Below are 16,697 nucleotides of genomic sequence, written 5' to 3'. Positions count from 1 at the left end.
ACTAAAATAAATTGACCAGTTGTTATTTAGAAGCTGTGGGGTGGTCGGCTTTCCAGGTACCGTAGGCGCTCAGCAGCTGCGGCAGCTGCTGCGGCAGGATATTGGGGTCTAGCTCAAGCTGGTGCGACAGGGCTGGGTAGTCTTGCAGCGCCTTGGAGAGCGCCAGCCGAAACCCAACGTTGCCGGGGGGTAGCACGGCCGCCAGCCTATCGGACTGGGTAAGAATAACATATACCAGCGGTGGCTCGGGCTGCATCTGCACGGCTACGTACTCACTCACCTGAAAGCCGCCGCGCCGATACAACTGCCGCACAAACGTGCTGCGAAAGTGCTGCGTAGGCCGCGGAATATCGACCTCGCGCACCACGGTAAACGTATCGCGGCCTAGCACGAAGGCCTGCACTTTTTCGGCTGGAAAATCGAGCGGGTCATCGGGCTTGTGGTCGGCATCGCTCACGCGCAGGCTCTGCGGGTCGTAGAGCAGCTTAGCCCGCTGCCAGTCACCGCCCTTTAACTGATACGAGCCACCGCGAAAACTTGTTGGGGGCAAGTGCGGAGCAGCCTGCTGAGCAGCTACGGGAATAGCTGCCAATAAGAATAATCCTAAAATGTATTGGTATTTCATTAGTTAGCAAGCTATTAAGACTAAGCAAAGGCTAACATAATGCAAAAATTACTAGAAGTCAACTAATGTCCACAAGGACAAGGCACTGACTTGCTACCACTATGGTGCTTGTACCAGCGCGTTTTTTGCTGCAGCGAGCCGTGGCCGGCGCAGCCGCTGGTGGCCAGGCAGCCAGCCACGGCAAGTAAACTAACTACTTGCACAACGAGACGTCGGGATGAAAAAGACGGCATGAGGTAACTACAAAGCGTAAAATGAAAGAAGCCCCAGGAACTGGTGCCAATAACGAAAGTTACGGAAAAATTGTCGCTGCTTTTTCAAAGCTCACCAAGGTAATGTCTTGCTTGAGCATAAAAGCATAAATGATGCGCTTAAAATCGCGAGGCCCTTCCAGACCCGCCCGAATGCGCTGGCACAGTGCCGGGTAGGCGACGAATAGTCCTGCCATATGCTGGGCAAACTCCTGCTCGCCTTGCGGCACGGCCAACAACTCGGCTGTGGGAGTAGGGCGCAGCACCCACGTGCGCAGGTGCTGGGGGCCACCACCGCCATACATGATGCCGCCGGCGCCCATGTGCGGGGCTTGGGTGCTGCCCACTAGCTGGTCGTGCTCCAGCACTTGCAGCTGGCCTTTTAGAATAAGGTGAAGGAGAGCAAATTCTCCGAGCGGGTGGGCGTTGGGAGCCCCCACTAGCCCCACCTGCCGCGCCACCAGAAAGGAATCGGCGCCGATAATGCAGCCACGCAGCTCCGCCAACTGCAGATTCAGAGGCTCAACCTTGCCCTGGTCTATTTGCACCACGCTACGGGTTAAATCCTGCCAAATGCGGAGTGAGCCCGCTTGCCGGGTCCCATCGGCCAGCGTATAAAACCCTGGCTTGTATTTACCGTGCACGGCTGTTTCGAAAAACTTTGGGTGGCGACCCTGGGCGTGCCCTACCCCCGCCAACAGCAGGAGCCCGACTAATAACATTAATTTATTCATTAAAATAAATTCAAAAATACAAGGTAGCGCATGAAGGAATTTTCCTCGTTTCGCCGCTACGTATCTTGTTACGATTGGTACCAACTACCTGGTCGGCGACCCAACTTGCGCTCGCGGTGGCTAGCAATTATGAGGCCGACGCTAAGGACCTTGCCAGGCACTTACTACACCGCTAGCCGCTGCGGACAGCCAAATTTCCCTGTTTATTACTTATGCATACTCCCCTTAGCATCCACGCCAATGTGGTTGATATTCCGGCCCGCACCATCTTGCCGGCTACGGTGCGCGTGGCGGCGGGCCACGTGGCCGCCATTGAGCCCACCGGCGCCCCTACCCCCGACCCGGCGCTGCCCTACGCCCTGCCCGGCTTCGTGGATGCGCACGTGCATGTCGAGAGTTCTTTGCTGGTACCCAGCGAGTTTGCGCGGCTGGCCCTGACCCACGGCACAGTAGCCACCGTGAGCGACCCCCACGAAATTGGTAACGTGCTGGGCGTGGCCGGCGTGCAGTACATGCTGGACAATGCGGCCCCGGTGTCGTTCAAGTTTTGCTTTGGCGCGCCGAGCTGCGTGCCGGCTACCCCCTTCGAAACGGCCGGCGCTGAAATCACGGCCCAGGACATCGAAACGCTGTTTCAAAACCCCAAAATCGGCTACCTGGCCGAGATGATGAACTGGCCCGGCGTGCTGCACCGCGACCCCGGCGTGCTCGAAAAAATTGAGCTGGCCCACCGCTACGGCCGCCCCGTGGATGGCCACGCGCCCGGCCTGCAGGGCGAAGATGCCGCGCGCTACGCCAGCGCCGGCATCAGCACTGACCACGAGTGCTTTACGGCCATCGAAGCGCGCGACAAGCTGGCAGCGGGCATGAAAATTCTCATTCGCGAAGGCTCGGCGGCCCGCAACTTCGATGCCCTCATCGAGCTGCTACCCCAGCATTACGAAAACCTCATGTTTTGCTCGGACGATAAGCACCCCGATACCTTGCTGCTGGGCCACATCAACCAGCTGGTGCAGCGGGCCGTGGCGCTGGGCTACTCGGTATTCGACGTGCTGCAGGTGGCCTGCCTCAACCCCGTGGCGCACTACCACCTGCCCGTGGGCCAGCTGCGCGTGGGCGACCCCGCCGACTTTATTCTGGTCAATAACCTAACTGAATTTCAGGTTCTTAAAACCTACCTCGACGGCGCGCTGGTGGCCGAAAATGGCCAGTGCCTCCTACCCCCCGCGCCGGTGGCGGTGGTCAATAATTTCCACGCCGAGCCCATCAAGGCCGCCGCACTGGCAGTTCAGTTATCAATTATCAATCAACAATTATCAGGCAATAATCAACAATCATCAGTTGCTTACCCCGTGATTGAGTGCTTTGATGGCCAGCTGATTACGGCGCGACGTGACTTGGAGCTGCCCATCACCGACGGTCTGCTCCAGCCCGACCCGGCCCAGGATGTACTCAAGCTGGTGGTGCTCAACCGCTACACGCCGGGCGCGCCGCCGGCGGTGGCGTTTATCAAGGGTTTTGGGCTGACGCAGGGCGCGCTGGCCAGCAGCGTGGGCCACGACTCACACAATATCACGGCCGTGGGCTACGACGACGAGAGCCTGGCCCGCGCCATCAACCTGGTGGTGGCCGCGCGGGGCGGCCTGGCCGCCGTGGGCGCTGGTGGCGCCGCGCACGTACTACCCCTGCCCGTGGCCGGCCTCATGTCGGACCAGCCCGGCCCCGAGGTGGCGGCGGCCTACTCGGCCCTCGACGACTTTGCTAAAACCCAGCTCGGCTCGGGCCTGCAAGCGCCCTTCATGACGCTGTCGTTCATGGCTTTGCTGGTTATTCCCAGCCTCAAGCTCAGCGACAAAGGTTTGTTTGACGGCGAGAAGTTTGCCTTCGTTTAAAAAAGAACGTCATGCTGACGTAAGGAAGCATCTCTACCACGTAAGTAATGCTAACGCTTAAGGTTAGTAATAACGCGGTAGAGATGCTTCCTTACGTCAGCATGACGTTCTTTCACACTTTACTGGCTCAGTGCGAAGCGCTTGGCTAGCAGGCGCTGCATTTTTTCCTCGGTCAGGGGCTTGGTGAGGTATTCCACGTTGGGATACTGCGCCACGCGGGCGGTATCGGCGGCGTGCATGGAGGTCGTGAGCACGGCCACCACGGTGCGCTCCTGGACCTCGGTGGGCAGCTGGCTGTAGTGCTCCAGAAAATCGAAGCCGCTCATGCCGGGCATTTTCAGGTCTACAAATATCAAATCGGGCGCGGCCTGCGCAGCAGCAGGACCGCTACCCCACAAAAATTGCGTAGCTTCATCGGCCTTTGAAAAGGAGCTGACCTGCCGCGCCACGCCTAGCCGGCTTAGCAAACGATTGTTCAGAAAGCTCGTCGTTTCATTGTCCTCTATCAGCACGATGTGGTTGAGTGCGTCCGTCATAAGCTGTCTGGGGTTAAGTCAACGAAGTTAGCAAATCGACCTCGATTTGGCAAGGGAAAAATGGCCTTAGAGCCAGCCCTGGGCCCGCATCCAGTCGTCGTTATAAATCTTGCCTAGGTAGCGCGTACCGTGGTCAGGCAAGACGATGACCATCGTATCTTCCTCTGTAAGGTGCTCACGCGCATATTCTAACGCGCCAAATACGGCCGAGCCACAGCTCCAGCCCACAAACAGGCCTTCCTCGCGGGCCAGCCGCCGCGTCATCAGCGCCGCGTCTTTATCAGCTACTTTAATAAACTGGTCGATGACGCTAAAATCTACGTTTTTTGGCAAAATATCCTCGCCGATACCCTCCGTTTTGTAGGGATAAATTTCGTTGGGGTCGAAGATGCCGGTTTCCTTGTATTTCTTGAAAACCGAGCCGTACGTGTCGATACCCAGCGTAAAAATGGCTGCGTTCTGCTCCTTCAAATACTTGCTGCTGCCGCAGATGGTGCCGCCTGTGCCTACCCCCGCCGCCAGGTGCGTAATGCGGCCCTCGGTGCCGGTCCAGATTTCGGGGCCGGTGGTTTCGTAGTGCGCCGCCGTGTTGGAGGTATTGTCGTACTGGTTGGGATAGAACGAGTTAGGCGTTTCGGCGTTAAGGCGGCGGGCAACCGAGTAGTAGCTGCGCGGGTCGTCGGGGGCCACGTCGACGGGGCACACGACCACCTCGGCGCCCACGGCCCGCAGGATGTCCTGCTTCTCCTTGCTCTGCTTGTCGCTCATCACGAAGACGGTTTTGTAGCCTTTGGCGATGGCCGCGAGGGCCAGGCCCATGCCGGTATTGCCGCTGGTGCCTTCGATAATAGTGCCGCCGGGCTTCAGCAGGCCAGCCTTTTCGGCGTCCTCCACCATCCGCAAAGCCATGCGGTCCTTCACCGAGTTGCCGGGGTTAAAATACTCAACCTTAGCTAGAATAGTGCCTTTGATGCCTTCGGTAACTTTGTTGAGCCGCACGAGCGGCGTGTTGCCGAGGGTGTCGATAATATGGTCGTAGTACATACTGCCAGGTGGGGAGGGGGTAGGGAGCTAATTGGCCTACAAAGGTAGGCCCGGCGGCCGGGCGGGGGCGGGTGTGCGGGTAATGCCCGCCCCGGCCCTACTTTTGCCCCAATTCATTCTTCCCAACAAGTTAGCCGCCCATGAGCGTTCTCGTCAACAAAGATTCCAAGGTCATCGTGCAGGGCTTCACCGGCTCCGAAGGCTCGTTCCACGCGCAGCAAATGATGGATTACGGCACCCAGGTAGTGGGCGGCGTAACGCCCGGCAAGGGCGGCACCGAGCACCTCGGCCGCCCCGTGTTCAACACCGTGGCCGACGCTGTAGCCGCTACCCAGGCCGATACTAGCATCATTTTCGTGCCCCCGGCGTTTGCCGCCGACGCGATTCTGGAAGCCGCTCAGGCGGGTATCAAAGTCATTGTTACCATCACGGAAGGCATCCCGACCAAGGACATGATTGCCGTGAAGCACTACCTCAAGGACCGCCCGGGCATCACGATGGTAGGCCCCAACTGCCCCGGCGTTATCACGGCCGGCGAGTGCAAGGTGGGCATCATGCCCGGCTTTATCTTCCAGAAAGGGCGGGTAGGGATTGTGTCGAAGTCGGGCACGCTGACCTACGAGGCGGTGGACCAGCTCACCAAGGCCGGCCTGGGCCAGACCACGGCCATTGGCATCGGCGGCGACCCCATCATCGGCACCACCACCAAGCAGGCGGTAGAATTGCTGATGAACGACCCCGAAACCGAAGGCATCGTGATGATTGGCGAAATCGGCGGCGGCATGGAAGCCGAAGCTGCTCGTTGGATTAAGGAAACCGGCAACAAGAAGCCCGTCGTAGGCTTCATCGCCGGCCAAACCGCGCCTCCCGGCCGCCGCATGGGCCACGCCGGCGCCATCGTAGGCGGTGCCGACGACACGGCCGCCGCCAAAATGGCCATCATGCGCGAGTGCGGCATCCACGTCGTGGATTCGCCCGCCGAGATTGGCGAAACCATGCTGCGCGTGCTGGGTAGCAAGTAATTTTTGCCAGCTTAGTCGTTAATTACCTACCCGAATACCCTGGCTTGCTAGCTGGGGTATTCGTTTTTATTTTGAGGTTTCCCGGCAAAATTCAGCAACTATTGGGGCAGCTTTTCTACTCTTTCCAGCATGAAACAACTTATTACTCGCTACTCGGCGCTGCTCTTAGGGCTGAGTACCCTCCTACTCTCCACCCCCGCCAAATCGGCGGCCCTCACCAGCCGCTCCAGCCCCAGCCTAGCTCTGCTGCGCCAGCCCACGGCCGCCAGCCTAACGGCAACACCTAGTAGCTTGGCCGCCTTTACCACGATGATAGGTACTGCCTCACCCCAGCAGGGCATATACGTGGGGGGCACCGAGCTAACGGGCCCCGTAACGGCTACCGCCCCGGCGGGCTTTGAGGTATCGTGGACGTCGGGCGCTAGTTTTGGCACTTCTCAAATCCTTACCCAGTCGGGCGGCACTTTCGCTAATGTGCCGCTCTACGTGCGGCTGACCGGTACCACGCTGGGCGTGTATAGTGGCAACGTGACGCTGACCAGTCCGGGGGCCGCCCCGCAGGTAGTGGCCGTGACGGGTACCGTCACGGCTATTACGAATTACAATCCGGTGGCCACGGTCACGAGCATTGCACCCAGTACGGGCAAAGCGGGCATCCCCACCGTGGTAGATATTTATGGCACTAGCTTCGTGCCGGGTGTCACGGTCAGCCTCGACCCTATCCTCAACAGTAGTGCGTATTTCGCGGTGGGGCCTACTACGTTCATCAGTAGCACGCACGTAACTGCGCTGGTGAGGCCAAAAGCTGTAACTATCACTATTAGCGGCTCCGTGACAGCTAGCAATCCTGGGCCTGGCGGGGGCGGCAGTACGCCGCCTACTACTGTCGTTTATACTGCGTTAGCATCACCGCCCGTCATCACTACCTTTTCGCCTACCAGTGGGCCGGTAGGTACCCGCGTGCATATTGAGGGCTACAACATCTTTGTAAGTGACAGGAGCACTACCTACAATAGCAGCGTTTCCTTCAACGGCACGGCGGCCGGTGTACTGGGCCCCGCCGACACTTACGTGGATGTGAACGTGCCTACTGGCGCTACTACGGGCTTTATCACGGTTACTAACCCCAACGGTGGAGCAGTCACTGCCATCCCGTTTGTGGTGACGACCCCGCGCACGGGCTTTTTCGAGGACTTTGAGTTGGGTACCAAAACGGCCTACGCCGCCGCTTCGGTGCAACTCCATAGCGGCGGCTGGACGTTTGGTGAGGCGCTGATTGGCACCACGACCGGGGCCGACAAATTTAACGATACCCGCTCGGCAAGGCTACGGGGCGGTGGCACGTTGGAAATGGATACAGACAAGCCCAATGGGGCGGGCGTGGTAACGGTAAGCGCCGCCACCTACGGCAGCGAAACGGGCGTATCGTTCGTTCCCGAAATCTCGACTGATGGGGGCATCACCTATAGCAGCTTGCTGGTAAACGGCGCGGCCCCACCCGTGCTCACGGGCACGCTCACACCTTATTCCTTTGTGGCCAACCGCGGCGGCAATGTGCGCTTGCGCTTCAGCAGCACTAACCCGGCCGCAACCACCAACCCGCGCTGCAACCTCGATGACATTGGCATCAGCGACTATGTGGCTCTCGCCACCGCCCGGCCGGGGGGCCTACCCGCCCTACAGTTTTTTCCTAACCCCGCCCATGACCACATAGTCATTACGGGTACCGGGGCGGCGGGGGCGCAGGTATCACTGCTCGATATGTTGGGGCGGCCAGTCTTGGGCCCCAATACCATACCCAGTGGCCAAGCCCTGCCACTGCCGGCTACCCTACCGGCGGGCGTTTACTTGCTACGGGTGCAAACAGCCACCGGCCAACGCATCGAGCGGGTAGTAAAAGAATAGTCGTTCGCCCGCCGAGATTGGCGAAACGATGCTCAAAGTGCTGGGTAGCAAATAGTCTGCCCTTCCTGAATACTACAGAGAAAGCTCCGGTACTTACCGGGGCTTTTTTTGGGTACTTTTATATTCAGCAACTCACTTACTTCCCTACCCCTATGCAAACGCTTACCAAGCTTCTTCTGTGTCTGGCTAGCCTGGCGCTGGCAACGGCTTGCAAGAAGGAAATCGAGACGATTACCGTGCCGGTGGATAAGGCATACAGCTGGGCGGAAGTAAAGTATTTGGTTAACTACCAGCGCAATGTCATGCGGATGGTGCCAGGGGTAAATACGCTCAACTTGCAGGAAACCGGAAGCTTCGAGGTGCTTTCGCCCATTCCCGGCTCGGCCGAGCAGGCGGCCAATGGCTACTATACTGGTTTTGGCCATAAGGTATCGCGCACCTGGTCATCTGACCCCTTGCCTTGGGATATCCGCAATACTGTGCCGATGAACGCGAATTTCTACGCCAACCCAAGCGGCTACCGCTCAGTTGAGTCTGACACGGTGCTAACCATTTATCCAACCAAATTCCTCGACATTGGCACCCGGCTGCACCTGCGCGGCCTTGACCCTACGGCTACGCAGTTCGAGAATTTTTTGATTGGCTCACGGTTTCCACTTGGGGCTATCAACCGCAACAACTACTTGCTGTGCGGCTACCACACTACGAACACCCAAGAACACGCTTTTCACCTAGTGTTAACCAAGCTCGTGAATACGGCCACCACTGGCATTACCGCCTATGGCATAAGCCTAACCGGCAGCACGCAGCTCAGCTCGCAGCTCATCCGCATCCCTACCCCCGACCAGAGCCAGTTCAGCTTCAAGAGCTACTGGGCCGTTGACGACTATTTTCTGGTGTGGTGCGACGGTTATGGCTTATTTAAAATCAACCAAGATGGTACCTACCAGCAGGTAAACGGCACATTTGCCCAAGCCACTGGCCCGGTAGGCCCCACGGCTGTATATAAATGGAAAGGCACCTTATACGTCTTGCAGTCGGGCGGCACTATTTGGACCTCAACCAACGACTGCGCCAGCTGGCAGCGCATCGATGGCTTCAATCCGGCGCTTAACTTTTCGACCTTTTACCCAGTGGGCGACAGCCTAGTAGGCATTACGCACGGCGTCATTACAAACAGCATTTATACGCTGCGGTGGCTAAACGCCAACAGCATTCGCCTGCGCGAGCTGAAGAACGACGGTCTGGGCTACGTTGACTTCTCCGACCTGGCGCAGCTCGGCGACACGGTATACATCGGCACGACTAATGGCTTGTTCAAGCGCCCGCTGAGCAAGTTTTTCGAGTCAAAGCAATAACCGGTTAATCTATTACCACCCGCCTTTTCCAAGTAAGTCGGGTCGGAAGATGACGCCGATGCTGACGAGCGTCGAAACCGGCGCGGTGCGCGGATTGAGCGGGTTGCTGCGGTCGCTGGCGGTGGGTAGCGATAGGCCCAGCGTGCCTTCGCCCTGCACCACGCCGTGGCCTACCCGCACAAACAGCGTGGGCTCCAGGAAGAAGCGATTGGTGGGTACCAAGGGCTGGCCCTCGTAAGTAAGCCGCGTATAATCGACCAGCTTGCCGCGCACCGAGGCCCCGGCCGTGACGAGCGGGCTCAGCGGCCGCGCCGCGTACAGCTGCCCGTAGTAGCGCAGGTACCGCGCCTCATAGAAGCCCGAAACGTAGGGCAACGGGATAGGTACGAAAGCGGAAGGAGCAGCAAAATCTATGCTGTGCAGCTCGACGCTGGCAAACCCTACCCCCCCCACCGCCGCCCAGTACCAGGCCGAGCGCGCGGTGGGCGCCTGGTAGTAGCCCAGGCCCAGGCCCACCTGCCGGTGCGAATCGTGGTAGGTAGTGGTGACGCTGTTGGTAGTCGTTTCGGTAGTGCTGCCCTGAAAGGCCGACTCGCCGGCCAGCAGCAGGTGGGCGGTGGGGGCCCAGGCGGCATCTACTTCGAGCGAGTTGATGCCGCGCAGGCCAGCGGTTATCTCTACCTGGTGTTGGGTGAGTAGCGGCGTGCTGGGCACGGTGGGCACATACACGGCGCAGCCGCCGAGCAGCAGGCCAAGCACGAGGGGGTAGGCGAAGCGAAGCGTTTTCACGAAAGAAAGAGAAAAGAGATGGTAGCGAATTAATGCGCTGCAAACAACGGGCCCCGGCCTGCTTCCTGGCAAGGCCAATGTGTGACTTATCAGACGCCAGCCCGGCGCTGCCTACCCCCCAATACTGCCTCAATTATCCAAAGAACTGGCTTTTCTTCGGCCAGCTACGGGACTTTAGCTCTACCTACTCGCGCTGCCAAAGCAGGTGCGGAAAAATGCTTACGCCCAGAGATATGTAGGTGCGGGCCAGCTTAAACTGCCGAGCCGGGTCGAGCCGGTCGGCGGTCGTTTGCTCGTCGTAGCCTAGGGTAGTAGAGCCGCCCAGCGCCAGCTGAAACTGGAACAGCCCCTTGTCGTAGCCGGGCCGCGCCCGCACGTAGAGCATGGGCTCGGCCCGCCAGATGGGGCCCGGCCGGAAGGGCACCCCGAAATCGGTAGCATCGGTGAGGCGCAGCTGCACCAGTCGGTACGATAGGCCCAGGCTGAACCACGGGTCGGGCTGCCAGGTGAGGTAGCCCTCGGCCGAATACTTGGCGTAGATGACGTCGAACTGGTGAGGTATCGACTGAATGGGGACAATTACTTCGAAATTGATGCCGCCGTCGTTGTCGTAGCGGGCTTGGGCATGCGCCTGGCCCAGGCCCGCCAGCCCGCCTACCAGCCACTGCGGGCCCAGCGGCCAGTAGGTGCCCACGGCTAGCTCATACTGGTTGTTTTGCACGAAGGTGCTGCTATCGGAGCCCGAGCGGCCGCCGCCCTTGAGGCTGGTGGCGGCGCGCAGCAGCACGTGCGGCGCCGGCGAGTAGGTGGCGGTAAAGTCAACCCGGTTGGTGAGCGACCAGCTGCCGGTTGCTTCCAGCTCGCCCTTGGCGCGAATTTTGGGCGCCGCGCCCAGCATGGACACGTATGCCGTGCAGCCGCTCAGCAGCGCCAGCGCACCCAATACCAGCCCCGCGCGCAAAAGAGAAGGAGAAATGTTGTGCATAGAATACCTGGAAAGCGCTGGGCCCTACCCCCCTTCTGGAGCCAGGCTGGCGCTTAAGCGTTGCAGCCAACCGGTCGCCCGGGGCCTAAACTACGTATAGACTTAACCGCTACGGTTGGCGGCTTGACTATTTGTATATGCCCGATTATTCCTGCGATGCCCTCATTATTGGTTCCGGCCAGGCCGGCAACCCCCTGGCCAAAGCTTTGGCCGAAGCTGGCCAGAAAGTTATGCTGGTCGAAGAGGCCCAACTAGGGGGCTCGTGCCTCAACTATGGCTGCGTGCCGACTAAAACCCTGCTAGCCTCGGCCACTCGGGCGCACGAGGTGCGCACGGCCGCTGAGCTGGGCATTCGGGCGGGTGGCGAGGTCACCGTTGATATGCCCGCCGTGATAGCGCGCAAAGACGCTTTGCTCAAAAAGTCGCGCCACAACCTGCGCGAGTCGCTGGCTCCGAAGCACGAAAATATTACCGTGCTGCACGGCCACGCCACCTTTACCGGGCCGCGCCAGGTGCAGGTGCAGGAAACCCAGGAGCGCGCCAGCACCATTAAGGCCAAGCAGGTATTTATCAATACCGGCACGCGCGCCGCCGTGCCCGAGGTGCCGGGCCTGGCCGAGTCAGGTTTCCTCAATACCAGTGAATTACTTGATATTCAAGAGGTTCCTACCCACCTTCTTATTCTGGGCGGCGGTTATATCGGGCTGGAGTTTGGGCAAATGTTTCGGCGCTTTGGCAGCCAGGTAAGCATCATCGAAACCGGCGGGCAGGTGCTGGAGCGCGAAGACGACGACGTGTGCGAGGCGCTGCAGAAAGCCCTCGAAGATGAAGGCGTGGAGTTTCTAATGAATGCCGAAACGCGCGGTGTGGCCCGCGACGCGGCCGGCCAGTACACGCTCACCATTTCCACTCACCAAGGCGCGCGCCACCTGCACGGCAGCCACCTGCTGGTAGCCACCGGCCGCCAGCCCGTTACCGACCATCTGGGCCTGGAAACAACCGGCATCAAAACCGATGAGAAAGGCTATATCAAAGTCAATAGCCGGCTCGAAACCACTATAAAGGGCGTTTTTGCGCTGGGCGACGTGCACGGCGGGCCGCAGTTTACCCACCTCAGCTACGACGACTTTCGGGTGGTGCGCGACAACCTGCTGCACCAGGCCCCCCGCCGCTCGGCCAAGCAGCGGCCCCTACCCTACTGCGTCTTCACCGACCCCGCCCTGGGCCGCATTGGCCTGAGCGAAACCCAGGCTAAGGACCAGAAAATAGACTACCGCGTGAGCAAGATGCCGGTGCGCATTGTGAGCCGCGCCCAGCAAACGGACCAAAAGACCGGCTTCTGGAAAGTGCTGGTGGGCTCTGATGACCGCATCCTGGGCGCCGCCATCCTGGGTCCCGAGGCCGGCGAAATCATGACGATGCTGCAAATCGCGATGGCTGGCCGCTTGCGCTATCAGCAGCTCCGGGATATGGTCATTGCCCACCCTGTGTGGGCCGAGGGCCTGAACGTGGTGTGGCGCGAGCTGGAGGGAAAGTAGGAATAGCAGCTAGCCGAAAAAAAGTACGTCATACTGAGCCTGTCGAAGCATCTTGGTCGCCTCCATTGGATGAAGCGGCCAAGATGCTTCGACAGGCTCAGCATGACGGTCTTTTTCACTTCCCTGCCTTCGCCACATGCACGCCCACCGACATGATGCCGGGCAGCTGGTTCTGGCGCATGTACTGCTCCAGCGTCAGCTTGTATGTGCCGGGCTGGGCAAAACGCTGATTCGGCAGGGCCAGAAACTGGTGGTCGAAAATATCGCCCGCGCCGGCTCCCAGGGGTTCGCCGGTTTTGGGGTTCATCAGCGTTAGTTGATGCAGCAGCGCCGGCCCGTCGGGCCGGCCGCTGGGGCCGGTAAGCGTGTGCTTGAGGTAGAGGTTATAAAACCCATAGCCGGAAGCATTGCGCACGTTGAAGTACACATTGTAGCGAGCCGTAGTGTCGGCGATGGTAAACGTGAAGGTGGGGCGCTGCTGCACATCCCACACGTAGGGGTCGCCGGAAGGCGATTTCAGGTCCACGTTTTCCTCATACACGTTGTTCGGGTCGCAAGCGCTGAGGCCCACGGCCAGCGGCAGCAAGGCCAGCCAGCCCCGACGGGCCAGCTGCCAGTTACAAAAAAGCAAGCGTTGCATAGGTTAGGTTGCGCTGGGGGGGGTAGGAGCGGCGGCGTTGTCGCCGCCTTCGCCACCGCGGCGGCCGCTGCCGCCCCGGCGGCCCCGGTTGCGGCCGGCGCCGCCTTCGGGGCGAGGCTGGTCGCCGCCTTCGCGGGGCGGGCGGGGGGTAGGGCTGCCTGCGGCGGGCTCGTTGCGGCGCGGCCGGGGCTCCTGGCTCGGGTCGCGCGGGGTACCACTGGCGTCGCCGCCTTCGCGGTTGCGGCCACCCCGGCGGTTGAGAGGGCGGGCGGCCGCCCCGCGGCGGCCGCGAGATTCGGCCTGGCCCTCGGGGGCCGGCGCGGCGGGCGCTTCGCCGGCGGCAGCGGGGGTAGGCTCGTTCTCGGGACGGAGCGGGCGGGCACTGCCCTCGGGGCGGGGGCGGCCCCCTTCGGAACGCTCGCGGCGGCGGGGCTCGCGGCTATCGCGGGGCTCCCGGCTTTCGCGAGGTTCGCGCATTTCACGGGGCTCCCGGCTTTCGCGGGGTTCGCGCACTTCAGCGGAAGGAACGGCGCTGGCCTCGGCGCCGGCGGGGCGGTCAGGGCGCTCCTTGCGCTTGCGTTTGCCGCGCTTGCTACCGGCTTTTATCTGGTCGTCGAGGCGGTCGAGCTCACCCTCCATTAGGGTCGACACGGCGGGGGCCACTTCGGCCTCCTGGCGGGGGGGTAGCAGGGTGTCGGGCTTCTCGCCTTTCTTATTTAGTTCGAGCACTTCGCGCACGCGCTCGGCACTCACCATCACCCAGTTATTATCGCCCCGAAAGGCAAACCACATGCGCTTGCGGAAGATGTCGGTTTTCTGCAAAAACGCCTCGCCATTGGCCAGCTGCAGTGGGCGCTGCACCTGCGGAATATCCTTGAGGGCATCGAGGTAGGCGTCGAGCTCGTAGTTGAGGCAGCACTTGAGGCGGCCGCACTGGCCGGCCAGCTTCTGGGGGTTGAGGCTAAGGTTTTGGTAGCGGGCGGCGGTGGTACTCACGGCTTTAAAGTCAGTGAGCCAGGTGGAGCAGCACAGCTCGCGGCCGCACACGCCAATGCCGCCGATGCGGCCAGCCTCCTGACGCAGCGATATCTGGCGCATTTCCACGCGCACCCGAAACTCGTCGGCCAGCCGCCGAATCAGCTCCCGAAAATCGACTCGGTCCTCGGCCGAGTAGTAGAAGAGCGCCCGCGTGCGGTCGGCCTGGTACTCCACATCGGAGAGCTTCATTTTGAGGCGCAGCTCATCGACCACGGCGCGGGCCCGAAACATGGTGCCGTTTTCGAGGTCGCGCACGGCCTGCCAGCGCTCCTCATCGTCGGGGGTAGCTACGCGCAGAATGGGGCGAATGTCGCGCGAGTCGGTGGGCACCTTCTTCTTGCGCATTTGCAGGCGCACCAGCTCGCCCTTGAGGCTCACGTGGCCCAGGTGCCAGCCCGAGCCGGCGGCCTCGACCACCACGGCATCGCCCGTGACGAGGGGCAGGTGTTTGTCGTTGCGAAAGAACTCTTTACGGCCGCCTTTGAAGCGAATTTCGACGCAGTCGAAACCCCGGAAATCGCTGGGCATGTCGACGTCGGCAAGCCAGTCGAATACATTAAGCCGGGTGCAGCCGCCCGAAGAGCAGCCGCCTTTGGAGCCGCAGCCGCCTACCTTGCTGGTAGAGCAGCCGCCGCCGGATGAACAGGAGGCACAAGCCATAAGGCTAAAAATCTATAGGATGAGGCGGCCACCCAAAGGGCCGCACGAAAGTGGGAATCTAGCAAAGATAACCATTTCGTGAAGCGGAAAGGACAGGGGTAGCCAGACTACTAAAAGCTACTCATACGGCCAGGTTATGCCCATTACTTCCGCTACAAAATCAGCCAAAGCGCGGTAAGATGGGTGGCGGGCAGTTGCTATTCCAGCTTTATTACATTGCCGGCCCGTGCGAGCTGAGCTATACTGGCCCAATGCCCGGCAGCCCAAGTAGCTAGCCAACGCATTTTTTCGAGGTATTCCCGACGTAGGCGACCTAGCAGGCCCTACCCCACCCCAACCGATAAGGGGAGCAAACGCCCCAAAAAAACCCGGCTACTACGTGAGCAACCGGGCTTTTTTGGGGCTAATTAACTACCTGGCTACTCGCCCGGCCGCAGCACCACTTTCAGGCAGTTGTCCTTTTTGTGGCGGAAGATGTCGTAGCCGTGCGCCGCCTGCGAGAGGGGTAGGCGGTGCGAAATAATGTCGTCCAGCACCACTTCACCCTTGATGATGTGCTGCAATAGCTTGTCGATGTGGCGGTGAGCCGGCGCCTGACCACCCACCAGCTTAATGCCTTTATCGAAAAACTGCCCCACTGGGAAGTTATCATTCGTCGTAGCATACACGCCCAGCACCGACACCACGCCGCCGCGCCGCACGGCGCTCATGCAGGCCTCAATAACCTTAGGCGAGCCTTTTTCAAGGTTAACCACGGCCTTGGCGCGGTCAAGCAGGTTGCGGTCGGGTTCAAAGCCTACGCAATCGACGCACACGTCGGCGCCGCGACCCTGGCTCATGTCCCGGATTTGCTTGATTACGTCGTCGCCATCTTCCCACAGAATAATTTCGCAGCGGGTCGTTTCCTTGGCTTTTTCGAGGCGATATTTTTGAGTATCAATGATTACCACGCGGGCGGCGCCACGCAGCCAAGCACTCTTGGCAGCCATAATGCCCACCGGGCCAGCCCCGAAAATGGCAATAAACTCGCCGCCTTTCACCTCAGCCCAGTCGATACCTGAGTAGCCGGTCGGGAAAATATCAGTCAGGAACAGTACCTGCTCATCGGTCAGGAAATCAGGCACTTTACGCGGGCCGTAGTCGGCGTAGGGCACGCGCACAAACTCGGCCTGGCCGCCGTCGTAGCCGCCGTAGAGGTCGGTGTAGCCGAAGAGCGCGCCACCCTTCTGGGTCAGCAGGCCGCCCTCGGGGCCATAGTGGTCGGGGTTGGAATTTTCGCAGTGGCCGGGCAGCTCGTGGTTACAGAAGAAGCAGTGGCCGCAGGCAATCGGGAAAGGCACCACCACGCGGTCGCCGCGCTTGAGATTACCCACGCCCTTGCCCACTTCCTCCACAATGCCCATAAACTCGTGGCCGAGCACCATCGGCGCGGTCGGTAGCGAGCCGTTGTAAATGTGCAGGTCGGAGCCGCAAATGGCCGTGCTCGTCACGCGGATAATGGCATCGCGCGAGTCCTTCAGAATGGGGTCATCTACGGTGTCGACGCTCACATTGCGCGGGCCGTGAAACATTAATGCTTTCATGGGAACGGAAGGGGAAATGGTGGAAAAGGTCTCCTATCCTAACGGCCACCCAATGGGCTGGTTACATCCTGGAGAATATTTCCTTCATTTTGCAACT

13 protein-coding genes and 1 pseudogene are annotated in these 16,697 nt (G+C 60.4%); 5 read left to right on the top strand and 9 right to left on the bottom strand.

Translation table 11 applies throughout. The features are described 5' to 3' along the window. Positions 1-22: 22 nt before the first annotated feature. The gene (locus tag E4631_RS04935; protein ID WP_133658602.1) at positions 23-625 is read right to left on the bottom strand and encodes a hypothetical protein; all 603 of its coding nucleotides are present in this window, start codon (positions 623-625) and stop codon (positions 23-25) included. 292 nt (positions 626-917) lie between these two features. Further along, on the bottom strand, positions 918-1,610 hold the full coding sequence (locus tag E4631_RS04930) for a hypothetical protein (protein WP_133658603.1): 693 nt from the start codon (positions 1,608-1,610) through the stop codon (positions 918-920). A gap of 212 nt (positions 1,611-1,822) precedes the next feature. Here E4631_RS04930 and ade point away from each other — a divergent pair, with 212 nt between their 5' ends. Then, the gene (gene ade / locus E4631_RS04925; protein ID WP_133658604.1) at positions 1,823-3,502 is read left to right on the top strand and encodes an adenine deaminase; all 1,680 of its coding nucleotides are present in this window, start codon (positions 1,823-1,825) and stop codon (positions 3,500-3,502) included. A gap of 119 nt (positions 3,503-3,621) precedes the next feature. Here ade and E4631_RS04920 read toward each other — a convergent pair whose 3' ends face one another. Together E4631_RS04920 and E4631_RS04915 are read right to left on the bottom strand one after the other, a co-directional pair. Continuing rightward, complete coding sequence (locus tag E4631_RS04920; protein ID WP_133658605.1) at positions 3,622-4,038, bottom strand: response regulator; 417 nt, start codon at positions 4,036-4,038, stop codon at positions 3,622-3,624. Positions 4,039-4,107: 69 nt separating this feature from the next. Continuing rightward, positions 4,108-5,082: pseudogene (locus E4631_RS04915) on the bottom strand (PLP-dependent cysteine synthase family protein); the annotation flags it as partial. A 140-nt stretch (positions 5,083-5,222) separates the two neighbouring features. Between E4631_RS04915 and sucD the strand changes: the two are divergent. The 3 genes from sucD to E4631_RS04900 all read left to right on the top strand — a co-directional run bounded on the left by sucD (position 5,223) and on the right by E4631_RS04900 (position 9,367). Continuing rightward, positions 5,223-6,104, top strand: a complete 882-nt coding sequence (gene sucD / locus E4631_RS04910; RefSeq protein WP_133658607.1) for a succinate--CoA ligase subunit alpha — start codon at positions 5,223-5,225, stop codon at positions 6,102-6,104. 129 nt (positions 6,105-6,233) lie between these two features. Beyond that, a complete protein-coding gene (locus tag E4631_RS04905) occupies positions 6,234-8,009 on the top strand; it encodes a T9SS type A sorting domain-containing protein (RefSeq protein WP_133658608.1) in 1,776 nt (591 codons plus the stop codon). A 152-nt stretch (positions 8,010-8,161) separates the two neighbouring features. Continuing rightward, entirely contained in the window at positions 8,162-9,367 is a 1,206-nt protein-coding gene (locus E4631_RS04900; RefSeq protein ID WP_133658609.1) for a hypothetical protein, read from the top strand. A gap of 12 nt (positions 9,368-9,379) precedes the next feature. Here the strand turns inward: E4631_RS04900 and E4631_RS04895 are convergent, their stop codons facing one another. Further along, positions 9,380-10,156 (bottom strand): hypothetical protein, encoded by a 777-nt coding sequence (locus tag E4631_RS04895; protein WP_133658610.1) that lies wholly within the window; start codon positions 10,154-10,156, stop codon positions 9,380-9,382. 184 nt (positions 10,157-10,340) lie between these two features. After that, positions 10,341-11,141 carry a hypothetical protein gene (locus E4631_RS04890; protein WP_133658611.1) on the bottom strand — a complete coding sequence of 267 codons (801 nt, stop codon included), beginning with the start codon at positions 11,139-11,141 and terminating at the stop codon, positions 10,341-10,343. A 137-nt stretch (positions 11,142-11,278) separates the two neighbouring features. Between E4631_RS04890 and E4631_RS04885 the strand changes: the two genes are divergently transcribed. After that, positions 11,279-12,679 carry a mercuric reductase gene (locus E4631_RS04885; protein ID WP_133658612.1) on the top strand — a complete coding sequence of 467 codons (1,401 nt, stop codon included), beginning with the start codon at positions 11,279-11,281 and terminating at the stop codon, positions 12,677-12,679. Positions 12,680-12,794: 115 nt separating this feature from the next. On the opposite strand, the gene E4631_RS04880 is transcribed toward E4631_RS04885, so the two are convergent. The 3 genes from E4631_RS04880 to E4631_RS04870 form a co-directional block, all read right to left on the bottom strand. Further along, complete coding sequence (locus E4631_RS04880; RefSeq protein ID WP_133658613.1) at positions 12,795-13,319, bottom strand: gliding motility lipoprotein GldH; 525 nt, start codon at positions 13,317-13,319, stop codon at positions 12,795-12,797. Between the two features lie 3 nt (positions 13,320-13,322). Continuing rightward, positions 13,323-15,017: a regulatory iron-sulfur-containing complex subunit RicT gene (gene ricT / locus E4631_RS04875; RefSeq protein ID WP_133658614.1), complete on the bottom strand. Its 1,695-nt coding sequence runs from the start codon at positions 15,015-15,017 to the stop codon at positions 13,323-13,325. A gap of 419 nt (positions 15,018-15,436) precedes the next feature. Next, positions 15,437-16,600, bottom strand: a complete 1,164-nt coding sequence (locus E4631_RS04870) for a zinc-dependent alcohol dehydrogenase (RefSeq protein WP_133658615.1) — start codon at positions 16,598-16,600, stop codon at positions 15,437-15,439. Between the last annotated feature and the right edge of the window lie 97 nt (positions 16,601-16,697).

The sequence above is a fragment of the Hymenobacter sp. UV11 genome, from assembly GCF_004684095.1.
Lineage (GTDB): Bacteria > Bacteroidota > Bacteroidia > Cytophagales > Hymenobacteraceae > Hymenobacter.
The sequence above is the reverse complement of the archived record's forward strand: the minus strand, read 5'-3'. Positions and strand labels throughout refer to the sequence as shown.